This is a genomic window from Streptomyces sp. NPDC023527 (genome assembly GCF_055560115.1).
On record NZ_JBVHJJ010000001.1, the window covers coordinates 452,441 to 465,633 of the forward strand.

The following is a 13,193-nucleotide window of genomic DNA, read 5'->3' on the forward strand; positions in this document are numbered from 1 at the left end:
CACCACCGGTCGGCAGCCCATCCCAACGCCCCATGGGGCGCCCTATATTCGACCTATGGGGGATCAAGTGGTGACCCTGTGGGCCCATCCCGAGCTGGCGGCAGCGGTCGCGAGTGAGGACTGGGCCGCCCTCTTCCGCACGTACCGGCGGCTCACCGGCGTGAGCCAGACCAGGCTCGGTGAGCTGGTCGGGCTCGTACAGCCCGATGTCTCCGCGATCGAACGCGGGCGCCGCCGCGCGACCTCCACGGAGGTGCGGCAGCGCATCATCTCCGGCCTGGCGATCCCCCCCGGGCTGCTCGCCGCCGTAGGGCAACGGCCCGGCGCCGCGCCCGTCCCCGGTCTGGCGCTGGCGGACCTCGCGCCCGATCCGGACCTTCTGGAGCGCGTGACGGGCACGGTCGGCGAGAGGCGACGTGTCGACAGCGCGACACTGGACTGGCTCGACCGGCTGCTGGCCGAGCACCGGCGGGCCGAGGACGTCATCGGTTCACGGCCGTTGGTCGACGTGATGCGGCAGCAGCTGCACACCGTGGTGGACCTCCACTCCGGCGCGCGCGGCGACCTCGCGCGGCGGGTGGTCCGGCTGGCCGCCGAGCACGCGCAGTTCTTGGCGTGGATGGCGCAGGACCAGGCCGCGAGCGCGGCCGCGCTGGCCTGGTACGACCGCGCTCACGAGTGGGCGCTGGAGGCCGGTGACGCGGGCATGGCGGCCACCACGCTCAGCATGAAGGCGCATATGGCCTGGTCGGGCGGGCGTGGCATGCGGTGTGTGCGGCTCGCGGAGGCCGCGCGGTGGTCAACTCCGGGCGCCTCCCCGGGGGTGCGGGGGATGGCCGCGCAGATGGAGGCTCGCGGTCACGCGCTGACCGGCGATGCCGACAGCACCCACCGCCTGCTCGACGAGGGACGGGACCTCATCGGCCGCGCCGCCGAGCGTCCCGAGGACGAGCCGCCGTGGATGTACTTCTACGGCGAGACGTGGTTCACGCTCCAACGCGGCATGGCGGAGCTGCACTTACGCGCCTGGCCGGTGGCGATCGACCTGCTCGGCAAGGGCCTCGCCGCCCTGCCCGACGACTACCGGCGCGACAAGACCTGGTATCGCGCCTGCCTCGCACACGCGCTGGCCGGAGCCGGAGAGGCGCCGCAGGCGCTCGTCGTGGCGCTGGGATGCGTTCCCGACGCGGCGGCCGTCGGGCGTCCGCACGCGTGGAACGAACTGCACAGAACGGCGGCGCTGTTGCTGCGGCAGGGCGCCCGGGAGGGCCACCGGCTGTCCAGCGCCCTGAAGGCGTACGGCTGATTCGACGCGACCTTGAAGGCGTACGACCCCTTCGGCGCGCCCCTGAAGGCGTCCGACTCCTTCGGCGCGGGCCGTCGCAGACCCTCGCGTAGAGGGGGGACGGCTCAAAGCCTCCCCCCTCATGGCTTTGAGCCGTCGCGGTTCCGGGCCGCACCCCGCCCCGCGAAAGCGCGCCGGGAACCGCGCGAACAAGGCTAGTTGACTCTGCGTCAGTGTCCAATCACGCTAGCGACACAGCCCTATCGACTTATTTATAGTTCGCGTACGACCGGGGGACGCCGAGTCAGGGAGACAGCATGGATCTGGCCCTGTTACGCACGTTTGTCACGGTCTACAGGGCCGGGTCGCTCACCCGCGCCGCCGCGCTCCTGGGGCTGTCGCAGCCCGCCGTCACCGGTCAGATCCGGACGCTGGAGAAGCAGCTGGGGCGGCCGCTCTTCCTGCGACAGGCGCGCGGGGTCACCCCCACCCCGATCGGCGACGAACTCGCGCACAAGATCGCCCCGCACGTCGACGCCCTCCTGGAGATCACCGAGGCCGGTCTCGACGACCGGAACGAGGGCCGCACGCTGCACCTCGCGGGACCGCCGGAGTTCACGGCGCTGCGCGCGCTGCCCGCGCTGGCACCGCTGATCGCGCAGGGGCTCACCGTGCGGGCCGCGCACGGCGTCGCCGAGGAGCTCTTCGAGGGGCTCGCGGCGGGCCATCACGATCTCGCGATCACCACTTCGCGCCCCCGTGGCCGGCTGCTCACCGCGACGCCGCTCTGCGACGAGGAGCACGTACTCGTGGCGGCGCCACGCTGGGCGGCCCGGCTCGGCGGCCCCGCCGTCATACGCGACAAGGGCGTGCGCGCCCTGGAGAACCTGCCGGTGGTCGAGGTCCACGAGAGCCTGCCGCTCGTCTCGCGCTACTGGGCCGCCGTCTTCGACAGCAAACCGATCGCCTCCGGCAGCGTGATCACCCCCGACCTGCGGGCCGTCCTGACCTGCGTCACGGCGGGCGCCGGCCTCGGGGTGCTGCCGCGCTACCTGTGCAGCGACGCGCTCGACACCGGGGAGGTCGTCGCCCTCCTCGACCCTCCCGTACCACCGTTGCGTACGTACTTCCTCGTCGTACGGACGGGCACGCTCGCACACCCGCACCTCGCCCGCGCACACGAGTGGCTCCTGCGCGCCGCTGTCTCCTGGTGAGAACGCTCCTGATGAGAACGTTCCTGGTGAAGCTCCTGGTGAGAAAGAGGGGCACCGAGGGTTTCACCGGGTGTTCTACGCGGCAGATGTCCCCTATGACCGAACGTCCAGTGGTCAAGCGCACAGCACGTGCCATCCTGCTCGACAGCACGCCCGACGCGGAGGGCTCCGCAGGCCCCCGCCCGGACCTCGAAATGATCCTGATCAAGCGGACGAAGCCCGGCGAGGCCCCGTACTGGATCACTCCCGGCGGCGGCATGGAGCCCGAGGACACCACCGTCGTCGCCGCCCTGCACCGCGAGGTCGACGAGGAGCTCGGGGCCAAGGTCATCGACGTGGTGCCCGCCTTCGTCGACACCGTCTCCCACTCCACCCACCACGCCGCGCACGGCGTGAAGGTGCAGCACTTCTTCGTCTGCCGGCTCGCTTCCATGGACCTCGCCCTGCGCCACGGCCCCGAGGTCGACGAGCCTTGTGGGACGTACGAGGTGGTGCGCATCCCGTTCACGCGGGCGGGCATCGCGTCGGTGGAGCTCGTACCGCCGTCGCTGCGCGCGTATCTGGACGCGAACATCGAGGGCGTACGGGCCCTGTTGGCGGACGACCTCGGCTGAGCGGGCGGGGGCGCCGCTCGCGCCTCAGCCCGCCGACGCCCTCAGCTCGTCGATCGAGTCGTGGCGTATTCGGTGGGGCGGCATGCCGATCCCGACCAGCGTGTCCACTCCGCTGCGGATCATGCCGGGCGGACCGGAGAGATAGGCGTCGTAGGCGTTCCAGGGGCCGTATTGCCGGACGATGTGCGGCAGTTCGCCGCTCAGGCAGCGCGTGGGGCCGTCGGAGACGACCGGGCGGACCGAGATCCAGGGGTGCGAGCGCTGGAGGCTCAGCAGGGTGTCGATGTCGTAGAGGTCGTCGTCGTGGCGGGCGCCGTAGAAGACCTCGACGGGGCGGCGGCGGCCGTGCTCGGCGACGTCCTCGATCAGGGCCTTGATGGGGGCGATGCCGGTGCCGCCGCCCAGGCACAACAGCCCGTTGTCAGTGGTGTGGTCCACAATCATGGAACCGGTGGGGGGACCGAGACGGAGGACATCGCCCGGGCGGGCGCGATGGACGAGGGCATTGGACACCCAGCCGGCCGGCACGGCTTTGACGTGGAAGGAGAGCAGCCCGTCCGGGCGGGGCGCGGCGGAGAAGGAGTAGTGCCGCCAGACACGCGGCCACCACGGGGTTTCCAGGCTGGTGTACTGCCCGGCGAGAAAGGGATACGGCTGGTCGGGCCGTACGGTCACGACGGCGATGTCCCGCGTGCGCTGCTCATGGCCGACGATCTCGGCCTGCCACCAGGCGGGGGCGCGCGCCTCGTCCTCGGCGGCGGCGTCGATCATGATCTGTGAGACGGCGGTGTAGACGCGGGCCCAGGCGGCCTCGGTGTCCTCGTTCCAGGTGATGGACGCGTAGCGGCTGAGCGCCGCGATCAGGCACTCTCCGACGGCCGGGTAGTGCCCGGGCAGCGTGCCGTACTTCCGGTGTCCACGGCCGAGCCGGGAGAGGTACTGCGTGAGGGTGGCGGCATCGTCCGCGTGCTCGGCGGCGGCGAGCAGCGCCTTGAAGAGGCGGTCGCGCTGCGTGTCCATGGCGGCGGGGAAAAGCTCGCGCAGATCGGGGTGGCGTACGAACAACAACGCGTAGAAGTAGGAGGTCGCCTTGTCGGCGACGGGCCCTATCTCCGCCAGGGTCCGCCGGATGAGCACGGCATCGGGGGAGGGGGTGGGGGGCGGGGGCGGGGAGGGGCGGGCGGCCCGGTTCGGGGGTGGTGGCTCGGTGAGGCGTTGATGCTCCTGGCGTTCCCGAGGATCCCGGGGTTCGTGGGGCGGCACGGCCCCTGGCCGTACGGGCGGTGTCACCCGCTCCCACGTGGGCGCGGGTGGCGGGGTCGGAGCCGGGGCCGGTGCCCACCCGTTTCCGGCCGCCGGTTCCACCGGTTCCGCCGGGTGGGTCGGGCCGGCGACCGTGTGGATGGGCATCCACTTGCCCTGCCGCTCCGTCGCGGGGCGGGAGGCCGGCGCGCTCGGCGGCTCGTACGGGGCCCGGCCATGCCTCTCGCCGACTCCACCGGCCTCACCGGTCGTACCAGCCGCGCCGGTCGTACCGGTCGTACCGGCCGTGTCACGCTCAGCGCGCTCGGCGTGCCCTCCGCGCTCAGCGTCCTCGGCGTGCCCTCCGCCCTCGGGGGCCGCATGGCGTCCGCCGCCTTGTCGGGGGGTGAACCAGCCCCGTTCACCCCCGGTGCCGTCATTGCCGCCATCGGCCGGCGTGGTGGTCGGAGCGTCCTTCATCGTCTCGCCTCGAACATCTCTCGGTCGGTCCTCGCGCATTCCGACCGAGCCGGAATGCGCCGGATTTCCCCGCTCTGCTCAGGGGTCGCTGTTCCCGTCCGCGCAGCATGCCATCATTCGCACGGCCTCCGAACAATTCGCCGGAAGTGTGGGCGCCGCAGGGCGCGTTGGGGCTAGGCTGAGCCGCTTTCGCACACCTGAAGGCACGGCATGCGGAACCGGTCGGGCCGCCGAGCGGTCCGACGCGAATCTCCGTCGCGAATCGGAGTTGACCATACCGGGCGAGCGGGAATCCACAACCCCTGTCCCGGCGGAAGCGGCGGCGTGACCCCAATTCGGCCGGGACCACCAATTACCGCGAGTCACCGACCAATTCGTAAGCCTCACGGAGGTCCCGTCCCGCATACGCGTGCCCGGCGATATCCCGCACATGGTGGTCCGCGTTCACCGCCACCGACACCGGCACCACGGCGAACAGCCGGGCGTCCGACATGGAATCCCCGTACGCGACGCAATCGGCGCGGCTCAACCCGAACCCGGCGCAGAGTTCGTCCGCGATCCGTACCTTCGCGTCCGCGTCGAGAATGCCCGTCGGGTCCACCGGGTCGCGGAACGGCACCGCTGGCCAGCGCGATCCGTGCGCGGCGTCCGCGCCCCAGGTCAGCAGGCGTTCCACGAAGAAGCCCGGCGACAGCGAGATCACCGCGCACCGCTCGCCCCGGGCCCGGATCTCCGCCCAGACGTCCCGGATGCCCTCCATCCAGGGAGCGCCCTCGAAGGCGGCCGTGACCTGTTCCTCGGTGAGTTCGTGCCAGAGCTCGACGGCGAGGGCCGCGAAGCGGGCCGGGGTCAGCTCGCGTGCCGCGAATGCCCGTTCCAGTTCGGCGATCTCGCGTTCCAGTCCGAGTTGCCGGGATATCTCGATGGCCGCCGCGGAACCGTGCATCAGGGTTCCGTCCATGTCGAACAAATGCAGTCTGGTCACGGTCCCCGAGGGTAGGCGTACTCGCCGGTGAGTACGCCGGAATACTCCCGCCGTCAGACGCCGCCGCACCCCGCGCCGGGCACGGTGGGAAGCATGCAGCAGCTGGCCCGCCCCACTCGCAGGGCGCTCCTCGTCGTCCATGTCGCCGCGTCCGTCGGCTGGCTCGGGCTCACGCTCGGGCTGCTGACCCTCGGGCTCACCGGCGCGTCCACCGCCTCACCGGACACGGCGGCCGCCTGCTATCGCGCCATGAAGATCTTCGGCGACTGGCTGATCATCCCGATCAGTGTGTTGTCCCTGGTCACGGGCGTGGTGCTGGCCGTCGGCACGCCCTGGGGGCTTGCTCGGTACCGCTGGGTGTACATCAAGTTCTGGCTGACCCTCGTCGCGACCGCGGCCTCCGCCTTCGCGCTGCGGTCCTCTCTCGACGCCGCCGCCGCGGCCGTCTCGGCCGGCCGGGCCGTCGGCGCGACCGAGCAGAGCCTGGTGGCCGCGCCGACCGTGTCGCTGAGCCTGTACGTCTTCATGACGGCGATCTCGGTCCTCAAGCCGTGGGGCCTGACGACCCGGGGCAAGCGCGGACGGGCCCGCGTCGCGAGCCCGTCCGGCGTTTGAGGACAGATTTGAGGACAAAGGGGGCCCGGGGGCTTGCCCCCGGTTTCGGGAAGGGGCGGGTCAGGGGAAACCCCGCCGTCAGCCGCCCAGCACCTCCGCGACCGCCGCGACCGCGATCGCGTGGTCCTGCTCCGGCGCACCCCCGCCCACCCCGATCGCCCCGACCAGCCGCCCGTCCCGGCGCACGGGAACCCCACCCGCGATGAAGAGCAGCGGCCGGTCCAGCGCCGTCGGCAGCGTGTGGAAGAGCCCGCCGGGCTGCACCGCGTCGACCACGTCCGCGGTCGGCGCGTCGAGCTGGAGCGCGGTGAACGCCTTGCGGGTGCTGGTCTCCCCCGCGATCAGGACGGCCCGGTCGTCCCGGCGGAAGGCCAGCGGGTGCCCGCCCGCGTCCAGGACGCTGACGGCGGCTCGTACGCCCTGCTCCTCGGCGGCGCGGCGGGCGGCGGCGACGAGGGCCTCCGCTTCGGCCGTGGTGAGGAGGAGGACGGGGGTGGCGGTGGGGTTCATGGGGTGGGTGCTCCTGGGTTCGTACGAGGTGCGGCCTTGCGGGGGAACCGGCACCGGCCGTCCTGTGCGGCCGGTGCCGGTGGCTTTCAGTGGCTCGCGGCGGTCACGGCCGCGGGGGCCTCGGCCGACGACGACCGGGCGGCGATCCGGCCGTCGGCACGGCGGTTCGTACGCCGCTCCAGCGACGCGGACACCAGGGCCAGGACGAGGGCGGAGGCCGCCATCAGCGCGCCGACCCAGTTGGGCGCGGTGTAGCTGAAGCCGGCGGAGATGACGAGGCCGCCGAGCCAGGCCGCGATGGCGTTGCCGAGGTTGAAGGCTCCGATGTTGACGGCGGAGGCGAGGGTCGGCGCGTCGGCGGTCTGGTCGAGGACGCGCTTCTGGAGCGGCGGTACGGACGCGAAGCCGAAGGCGCCGATGAGGGGGATGGTGACGGCGGCCGCGATCTTGTTGTGCGCGGTGAGCGGCAGCAGGGCCAGGACGATGGCGAGCGCGCTCAGTGACACGTAGAGCATGGGCATGAGCGCGCGGTCGGCGTACCGTCCGCCGACGAGGTTGCCGGCGACCATGCCGAGGCCGAAGAGGACGAGCAGCCAGGTGACGGAGGACGGTGCGAAGCCCGTGACCTCGGTCATCATCGGCGTGATGTAGGTGCTCATGGTGAAGACGCCGCCGAAGCCGAGGACCGTCATGGCCATGGCGAGCAGCACCTGGGGGTTGCGGAAGGCGGCCAGCTCGCCGCCGATACGGCTGCGCTCGGGGCGGGGCTGCGGGGGCACGAGGGCGGCGATGCCGAGGACGGCGAGGACGCCGAGGCCCGCGATGATGAAGAAGGTGACGCGCCAGCCGAGGTTCTGGCCGACCAGGGTGCCCAGGGGGACACCGACGACATTGGCCACGGTCAGGCCGGTGAACATCATCGCGATGGCGCCCGCCTTCTTCTGCGGGGCGACGAGCCCGGCGGCGACGATCGCGCCGATGCCGAAGAACGCGCCGTGGGCGAGCGAGGCGACGATGCGCCCGGCGAGCATCACGCCGAAGACGGGGGCGGCGGCGGAGAGGGCGTTGCCCACGACGAACAGCCCCATCAGGGACATGAGCATCCGCTTGCGCGGCACACGGCTGCCGAGGATGGCGAGGATCGGGGCGCCGATGACGACGCCGAGGGCGTATCCGGTGGTCAGGAAGCCGGCGGTGGGGATCGAGACGCCGAATTCCTCCGCCACCTCGGGGAGCAGGCCCGAGGTCACGAATTCGGTGGTGCCGATACCGAAGGCGCCGATGGCGAGCGCCAGCAGTGCGAGAGGCATGACGGGGGTCCTTCGAGGAGGGGAGGGGAGGGGAGGGGCGGCGAGCTCGGACTACTTCTTGCAGGCGAGCCTTACGAGCGTTCACAATAGTTGCAGACGCGGGTTACTTGCAAGCGCGGGCTATTGCGATGGAGAGCTATCCTGTCCGTACGACTCCGGAACCGCCCCCGGACGCCGGTCCCCGGTCTCCGTATCGAAGGAGGGCCCCATGTCCCGCACCCCGGACCCCGCACTGCTCGGCCTGGCCCAGGGCTGGTGCGCGCTCTCCGCGCTGCACGGCCGGATCGAGACCCACATCGAGCGCGCGCTCCAGTCGCGCCACGATCTGAGCGTGCGCGAGTTCTCGGTCCTGGACGTGCTCAGCCGCCAGCACAGCGGCGAGGGCGGCCACCTGCGCATGAACCAGGTCGCCGATTCCGTCCTCCTCAGCCAGAGCGCGACAACGCGCCTGGTCAACCGCCTGGAGGACCGCGGCCTGCTCACCCGCTACCTCTGCCTCACCGACCGCCGCGGCATCTACACCGACGTCACGGAGGCGGGGCTGGCCCTCCTGGCGGAGGCGCGGCCGACCAACGACACGGCTCTGCGGGAGGCGCTGGAAGAGGCGTCGAAGCGGCCGGAGTTGGCACCGCTGGTCGCCGCGGTGGAGTCGCTCGCTCCGGTGGCGTGACGGGCGGCGGGGCGCCCCGGCGCCACCGCCGGTTCTACCCCTGAGAGGCCCGCAGAGCCATCCGCTCGCGGTGTGCCTTCTGTCGGCAGGCACCCCCGCAGTACCGGGCGGGCCGGCCCGTACGAGCTGAGGCCACCGGACCGCCACAGGCCGCGCACCCGGTTTCGTTACGCGGAACGGCCGGAACAGGCGGAAGTTTCGTCACACGACGCCCCGGCCGGAGACTGTCGCACATCAGGGCCGTCATCCTCCCGGACGGCCCGTCCGGGCCCCGCCGACGCTCCATCGACAGACACCCGAAGAGCAGCGTCAGCACATCCTCGATATCCACGTCCTTCCGTACAGCGCCCGCCTTTTGAGCTCGCGTCAGAAGTACGGTCAGGGCCTCGCGGAACTCCCTCTCGACCCCTGGCGAGGGCAGGAAAGCACCCTCGGCGCTCGCCTCCAGAGCGTCCCGGAGCCCTTTGTTGCGCGCTGACAGGCGCACCACGGCCGACAGGTAGCGGAAGAACACGGCACCGGGGTCCGCCGCGTCCGCCAACTCCCTTGCCGTATCGGTGAAGAGCGCTATCCGATCCACCACGGTCGCCCTGAACAGGGTTTCCTTGGAAGGGAAATGGCGGTAGACGGTCCCTGGACCGACCCCGGCGCGGCGTGCGATCTCACCGAGCGGTACCGCCAACCCGCCCTCGGCGAAAGCCGATCGAGCCGCTTCGAGCACCAGCGCCCGGTTGCGCCGGGCATCGGCCCGCCGAGGCACGGAGGCGGTGGACAGCCGTGCCGGCTTCTTGCGCTGCGGCATGCGAGGGGCCTCCGATGGGTGCGGATACGAAGCGGGGCGAGCGTTCCGATTTTATCGGGGCACGAGAGCGAGGCACCGGAGGCGACATACAGGCGGAAAGGAGGAATTAAGGGAAGAAAGGCAGCAAAAAGGCCGCCGTCGGCGCTCCATGCGCCGACGGCGGCCTGAAAGCCCTGACCGGAGAGGGCCAGGCGCTCAGGTCGTCAGGGGATCAGCCCGTGATCACCGCGTCCCACGCCGCACCCGCCGCCACCAGCGGCTCATCCCCCTTCGCGACCCGCACGCCCAGCGTCCGCAGGCCCGCGGCGAGCGCCGTCAGCGAGGCGAGGACGACGTCGCGATCGGCGGCGAGACCGTAGTGGTTGACGCGGATCATCTCCTTGGCCAGCGCTCCGGCCGCCGCCTGCACGGGCACGGTGGAGTCGGCCGCCAGGGCCGCCGCGACGACCTCGCGGGCGTCGACGCCGTCAGGGGTGCGCAGAGTGGTCGCCGCGGGGGCCGCGTCCTCGTCCCGGGTGACGTAGGGAGAGAGGGCGCCCAGTGCCCGTACACCTGCGCGTGTGGCGGCAGCGGCACCGCGGTGACGTGCGATGACGGCGTCCAGCCCCACCGCGCCGATGCGGTCGACGGCCTGCTCCAGGGCGAGCATCTCCAGCTGCGCGGGGGCGTGCGGCAGCACGGCGCGGCCGCCGTCGATCCAGCGCTCCTTCCAGTCCAGGAGGGAGAGGTAGGAGCGGCGCGGAGCCTGCTCGTTGGCGGCGATGCGCTCCCACGCGCGGGCGCTGACCGACACCGCCGACACCCCCGCCGGCCCGGCCATCGCCTTCTGCCCGCCGATCACACACAGGTCGACGCCCCACTCGTCGGTGAGCAGCGGCTCGGCGGCCACGGAGGCGACCGCGTCGAGCATCAGCAGCGCGCCGTGTGCACGGACGACGGCGCCGATCTCGGCGACGGGGTTGGTGTTGCCGGTGGCCGCCTCGGCGTGCACCAGGCTCACGAAGTCGATCTCGGGGTGGGTGCGCAGCGCCTCGGCGACCTGCTCCGGGCCGACGGCGCCGCTGAACGGCGCCGTCACCGTGACCACCTCGGCGCCGCAGGAGCGCAGCCAGCCGCCGAACGTCTCGCCGTACGGGCCCGTGATGACGTTGAGCGCTGTGCTGCCGGGGCGCACGGCCGAGCGGATGCACGCCTCCAGGGGCAGCAGCGCCTCGCCCTGCATCGCGACGACGCTCTCGCGCGTGCGCATCAGCGCGGCGATCTTGTCCTCGATCCGCGCGAAGTGCGCGGCGCCGAGCGGCGCGAGGTCGAGCAGGACCGGTGCGGTGTTCGCAGTCACGGTGGCCTTCCAGGGAGGTATCGCGCCGCGTACCGGCGCCCGCCAATCTCTCCCCGACCCTACGTCCGCGGGATGGGGCGGGGCGCGCCGAGCTCGTAGGGGGCGCTCCCCCGCCCAGCCGCGCGCTACCGCACCACCGCGCTACCGCCAGCCGTCCTTGTCCACCCCACCCGGCACCGCGCTCCCCGGCTCGTACGGTTGGCGGGTGAGGACGAACGTGCCGAGGTCCAGGTGGCTCACCGCGTCCTCCTCCGTGCGGACGACCCTCAGCGTCTCCCCCTTGTAGTAACCGTCGAGGCCCGTCCAGGTGCCGTCGTCCTCCGGGCGGAAGCGCGAGGCGCGCCCGGCGGCGCCCGCGAGCGGGGCCAGCTCCAGCTCCCGGCCGGCGCGCAGGCGCAGCCCGAACGCGGTCGCGCCCCAGTACCAGGGGCCGGTCAACGCCAGCACCGCCGGATCGGCGTCGCCGAGCGGCCGCCAGGGGGTCGGGATCCGGGGCTCGCGGTCGGCGACCGTGCCCACGAGGTCCAGCGCGGTGGGGGTGGCCTCGGGGCAGGAGGTGCAGTTGGCCAGTACGACGCCGGCCAACCCCTCCTCCGGGCACGCCCACAGCGCGGCCACGAAGCCCGGCATCGAGCCCGAGTGCCCCACGAGGGTCCGGCCGTCGCGGCGTTTGACCTGGAGCCCCAGCCCGTATCCGGCGGTCCAGGCGGCGTCGTCCGGCGCCGACTCCGGCACCCGCATCTCGGCCGTAGTCGCCGCGCGGAGCACCCGCTCGTCACCGTCCACCAGGAACGCCGCGAAGCGGCACAGGTCGGCGGCCGTGGACCAGAGCTGGCCGGCCGGCCCCATCACGCCGGTGTCCACGGCGGGTTCGGGGAGGAGGACGTCGGCCCAGGGGTGCACGGCCCAGCCCTCGGCGTGCGGCGCCTGGGGCAGGAGCGTCGTACGGTCCATGCCCAGCGGCGCCAGCACCTCCCGGCGCAGCACCTCGCCCCACGGCTTCCCGCGCAGCCGCTCCACGACGGCGCCGAGCAGCGCGTACCCGGGGTTGGAGTAGTGGTGCAGGTGCCCGGCGCGGTGCGGCTGAGCGCGCTCCCCGAAGACGTCCACGAGCGCCGGGCGCAGATCGCCTTCCGTGCGCTCCCACCAAGGACCGCGCGCCTCCGCGGCCAACCCCGCCCGGTGCGCCAGGAGCTGCCTGACGGTGGCGTCGCCGCCCTCGGGTGTGTCGAGGTACGTACGGAGCGGGGCGTCGAGGTCGAGCAGCCCCTCGTCGCGCAGGCGCATGATCAGGACGGCGACGAAGGTCTTGGTGATCGAGCCGATGCGGTACTGCGTATCGGCCCCGGCCTCCTCGCCGCCCACCGCTCCCCGCCCACCGGACCAGACCATGCGTCCCTCGCGCATCACCGCTCCCACCATGGAGGGCGTACGGCCGTCCGTCTGGCCAACGGCGAGCCTGCGCAGCAGAGCGCGTCGCGTGTCGGGCAGCAGCTCCGCGAACCGCTCGTCGTGCCGGGGTGCTTCATAGGAGTCGATCACGACTGCACCCTAACCACCGGGCGGAAAGGCTGCCCCTGGCTTTGACGACGCCTGGATTGGGGCGGCGCCTTGGCTTTGACGTCGCTCTGGCTCTCGGCATCGCCCTGGCTTTGACGTCGACGTCAAGGTCTACGGTCGTGGCATGCGCATCGGGGAACTTGCCCAGCACGCGGGCACCACCACCCGCACCCTGCGGTACTACGAGGCCCTGGGCCTCCTGCCCGCCCGCCGGGCCGGCAACGGCTACCGCACGTACGACGAGGACGACCTGCGCCTGCTGCGGCAGATCCGGATCCTCCAGGATTTCGGCTTCGGCCTGGAGGAGACCCGGCCGTTCGTGGACTGCCTACGGGCGGGCCACCCGGCCGGCGACTCGTGCCCGGCCTCCCTGGAGGTCTACCGCCGCAAGCTCGCGGAGCTCGACGACTGCATCGAGCGCCTCCGGCACGTACGGGCGGAGGTCGGCGCCCAACTCGCCCGCGCGGAACTGGAAGCCGCCGCCGACATACCCGGCGGCCCGCCCCCGCTGTGCGCCCTCACCCCGCCGGAATCCCCGAAAGACCGGAATCCCTGAACCCCTAAGAG

The 13,193-nt window shown here is 72.4% G+C and carries 13 protein-coding genes; 6 read left to right on the forward strand and 7 right to left on the reverse strand.

Translation table 11 applies throughout. From position 1 onward, the window contains the following. The first annotated feature begins 55 nt into the window (after positions 1 to 55). The 3 genes from ACZ303_RS02060 to ACZ303_RS02070 all read left to right on the forward strand — a co-directional run bounded on the left by ACZ303_RS02060 (position 56) and on the right by ACZ303_RS02070 (position 3,113). On the forward strand, positions 56 to 1,306 hold the full coding sequence (locus ACZ303_RS02060; protein WP_467334098.1) for an XRE family transcriptional regulator: 1,251 nt from the start codon (positions 56 to 58) through the stop codon (positions 1,304 to 1,306). A 296-nt stretch (positions 1,307 to 1,602) separates the two neighbouring features. Further along, the gene (locus ACZ303_RS02065; RefSeq protein ID WP_467334100.1) at positions 1,603 to 2,499 is read left to right on the forward strand and encodes a LysR family transcriptional regulator; all 897 of its coding nucleotides are present in this window, start codon (positions 1,603 to 1,605) and stop codon (positions 2,497 to 2,499) included. Positions 2,500 to 2,594: 95 nt separating this feature from the next. Continuing rightward, entirely contained in the window at positions 2,595 to 3,113 is a 519-nt protein-coding gene (locus tag ACZ303_RS02070; RefSeq protein WP_467334102.1) for an NUDIX domain-containing protein, read from the forward strand. Between the two features lie 24 nt (positions 3,114 to 3,137). On the opposite strand, the gene ACZ303_RS02075 is transcribed toward ACZ303_RS02070, so the two are convergent. Both ACZ303_RS02075 and ACZ303_RS02080 read right to left on the reverse strand, forming a co-directional pair. Beyond that, the gene (locus ACZ303_RS02075; protein ID WP_467334104.1) at positions 3,138 to 4,250 is read right to left on the reverse strand and encodes a globin domain-containing protein; all 1,113 of its coding nucleotides are present in this window, start codon (positions 4,248 to 4,250) and stop codon (positions 3,138 to 3,140) included. A gap of 937 nt (positions 4,251 to 5,187) precedes the next feature. Then, positions 5,188 to 5,820: an HAD family hydrolase gene (locus ACZ303_RS02080; RefSeq protein WP_467334106.1), complete on the reverse strand. Its 633-nt coding sequence runs from the start codon at positions 5,818 to 5,820 to the stop codon at positions 5,188 to 5,190. 93 nt (positions 5,821 to 5,913) lie between these two features. Here ACZ303_RS02080 and ACZ303_RS02085 point away from each other — a divergent pair, with 93 nt between their 5' ends. Continuing rightward, a complete protein-coding gene (locus tag ACZ303_RS02085) occupies positions 5,914 to 6,435 on the forward strand; it encodes a DUF2269 family protein (protein ID WP_467334108.1) in 522 nt (173 codons plus the stop codon). A gap of 78 nt (positions 6,436 to 6,513) precedes the next feature. On the opposite strand, the gene ACZ303_RS02090 is transcribed toward ACZ303_RS02085, so the two are convergent. Both ACZ303_RS02090 and ACZ303_RS02095 read right to left on the reverse strand, forming a co-directional pair. Then, positions 6,514 to 6,945, reverse strand: a complete 432-nt coding sequence (locus tag ACZ303_RS02090) for a GlcG/HbpS family heme-binding protein (protein ID WP_467334110.1) — start codon at positions 6,943 to 6,945, stop codon at positions 6,514 to 6,516. An 86-nt stretch (positions 6,946 to 7,031) separates the two neighbouring features. Beyond that, complete coding sequence (locus ACZ303_RS02095; protein ID WP_467334112.1) at positions 7,032 to 8,255, reverse strand: MFS transporter; 1,224 nt, start codon at positions 8,253 to 8,255, stop codon at positions 7,032 to 7,034. A 208-nt stretch (positions 8,256 to 8,463) separates the two neighbouring features. On the opposite strand from ACZ303_RS02095, the gene ACZ303_RS02100 reads away from it, so the two are divergent. Then, on the forward strand, positions 8,464 to 8,925 hold the full coding sequence (locus ACZ303_RS02100; protein WP_467334114.1) for a MarR family winged helix-turn-helix transcriptional regulator: 462 nt from the start codon (positions 8,464 to 8,466) through the stop codon (positions 8,923 to 8,925). Between the two features lie 34 nt (positions 8,926 to 8,959). Here ACZ303_RS02100 and ACZ303_RS02105 read toward each other — a convergent pair whose 3' ends face one another. From ACZ303_RS02105 to ACZ303_RS02115, 3 genes are all read right to left on the reverse strand, one after another. After that, complete coding sequence (locus ACZ303_RS02105; protein WP_467334116.1) at positions 8,960 to 9,727, reverse strand: TetR/AcrR family transcriptional regulator; 768 nt, start codon at positions 9,725 to 9,727, stop codon at positions 8,960 to 8,962. A 211-nt stretch (positions 9,728 to 9,938) separates the two neighbouring features. Next, positions 9,939 to 11,066: a pyridoxal-phosphate-dependent aminotransferase family protein gene (locus tag ACZ303_RS02110; RefSeq protein WP_467334118.1), complete on the reverse strand. Its 1,128-nt coding sequence runs from the start codon at positions 11,064 to 11,066 to the stop codon at positions 9,939 to 9,941. Positions 11,067 to 11,207: 141 nt separating this feature from the next. Beyond that, complete coding sequence (locus tag ACZ303_RS02115) at positions 11,208 to 12,608, reverse strand: serine hydrolase domain-containing protein (protein WP_467334120.1); 1,401 nt, start codon at positions 12,606 to 12,608, stop codon at positions 11,208 to 11,210. 142 nt (positions 12,609 to 12,750) lie between these two features. On the opposite strand from ACZ303_RS02115, the gene ACZ303_RS02120 reads away from it, so the two are divergent. Continuing rightward, on the forward strand, positions 12,751 to 13,182 hold the full coding sequence (locus ACZ303_RS02120; protein WP_467334122.1) for a MerR family transcriptional regulator: 432 nt from the start codon (positions 12,751 to 12,753) through the stop codon (positions 13,180 to 13,182). The last annotated feature ends 11 nt before the right edge of the window (positions 13,183 to 13,193 follow it).

Bases quoted from the DNA above. Each gene is read 5' to 3' on its own strand.
- ACZ303_RS02060 (WP_467334098.1), top strand. From the start codon at position 56: ATGGGGGATCAAGTGGTGACCCTGTGGGCCCATCCCGAGCTGGCGGCA.
- ACZ303_RS02065 (WP_467334100.1), top strand. From the start codon at position 1,603: ATGGATCTGGCCCTGTTACGCACGTTTGTCACGGTCTACAGGGCCGGG.
- ACZ303_RS02090 (WP_467334110.1), bottom strand. From the start codon at position 6,945: ATGAACCCCACCGCCACCCCCGTCCTCCTCCTCACCACGGCCGAAGCG.
- ACZ303_RS02070 (WP_467334102.1), top strand. From the start codon at position 2,595: ATGACCGAACGTCCAGTGGTCAAGCGCACAGCACGTGCCATCCTGCTC.
- ACZ303_RS02100 (WP_467334114.1), top strand. From the start codon at position 8,464: ATGTCCCGCACCCCGGACCCCGCACTGCTCGGCCTGGCCCAGGGCTGG.
- ACZ303_RS02105 (WP_467334116.1), bottom strand. From the start codon at position 9,727: ATGCCGCAGCGCAAGAAGCCGGCACGGCTGTCCACCGCCTCCGTGCCT.
- ACZ303_RS02085 (WP_467334108.1), top strand. From the start codon at position 5,914: ATGCAGCAGCTGGCCCGCCCCACTCGCAGGGCGCTCCTCGTCGTCCAT.
- ACZ303_RS02120 (WP_467334122.1), top strand. From the start codon at position 12,751: ATGCGCATCGGGGAACTTGCCCAGCACGCGGGCACCACCACCCGCACC.
- ACZ303_RS02095 (WP_467334112.1), bottom strand. From the start codon at position 8,255: ATGCCTCTCGCACTGCTGGCGCTCGCCATCGGCGCCTTCGGTATCGGC.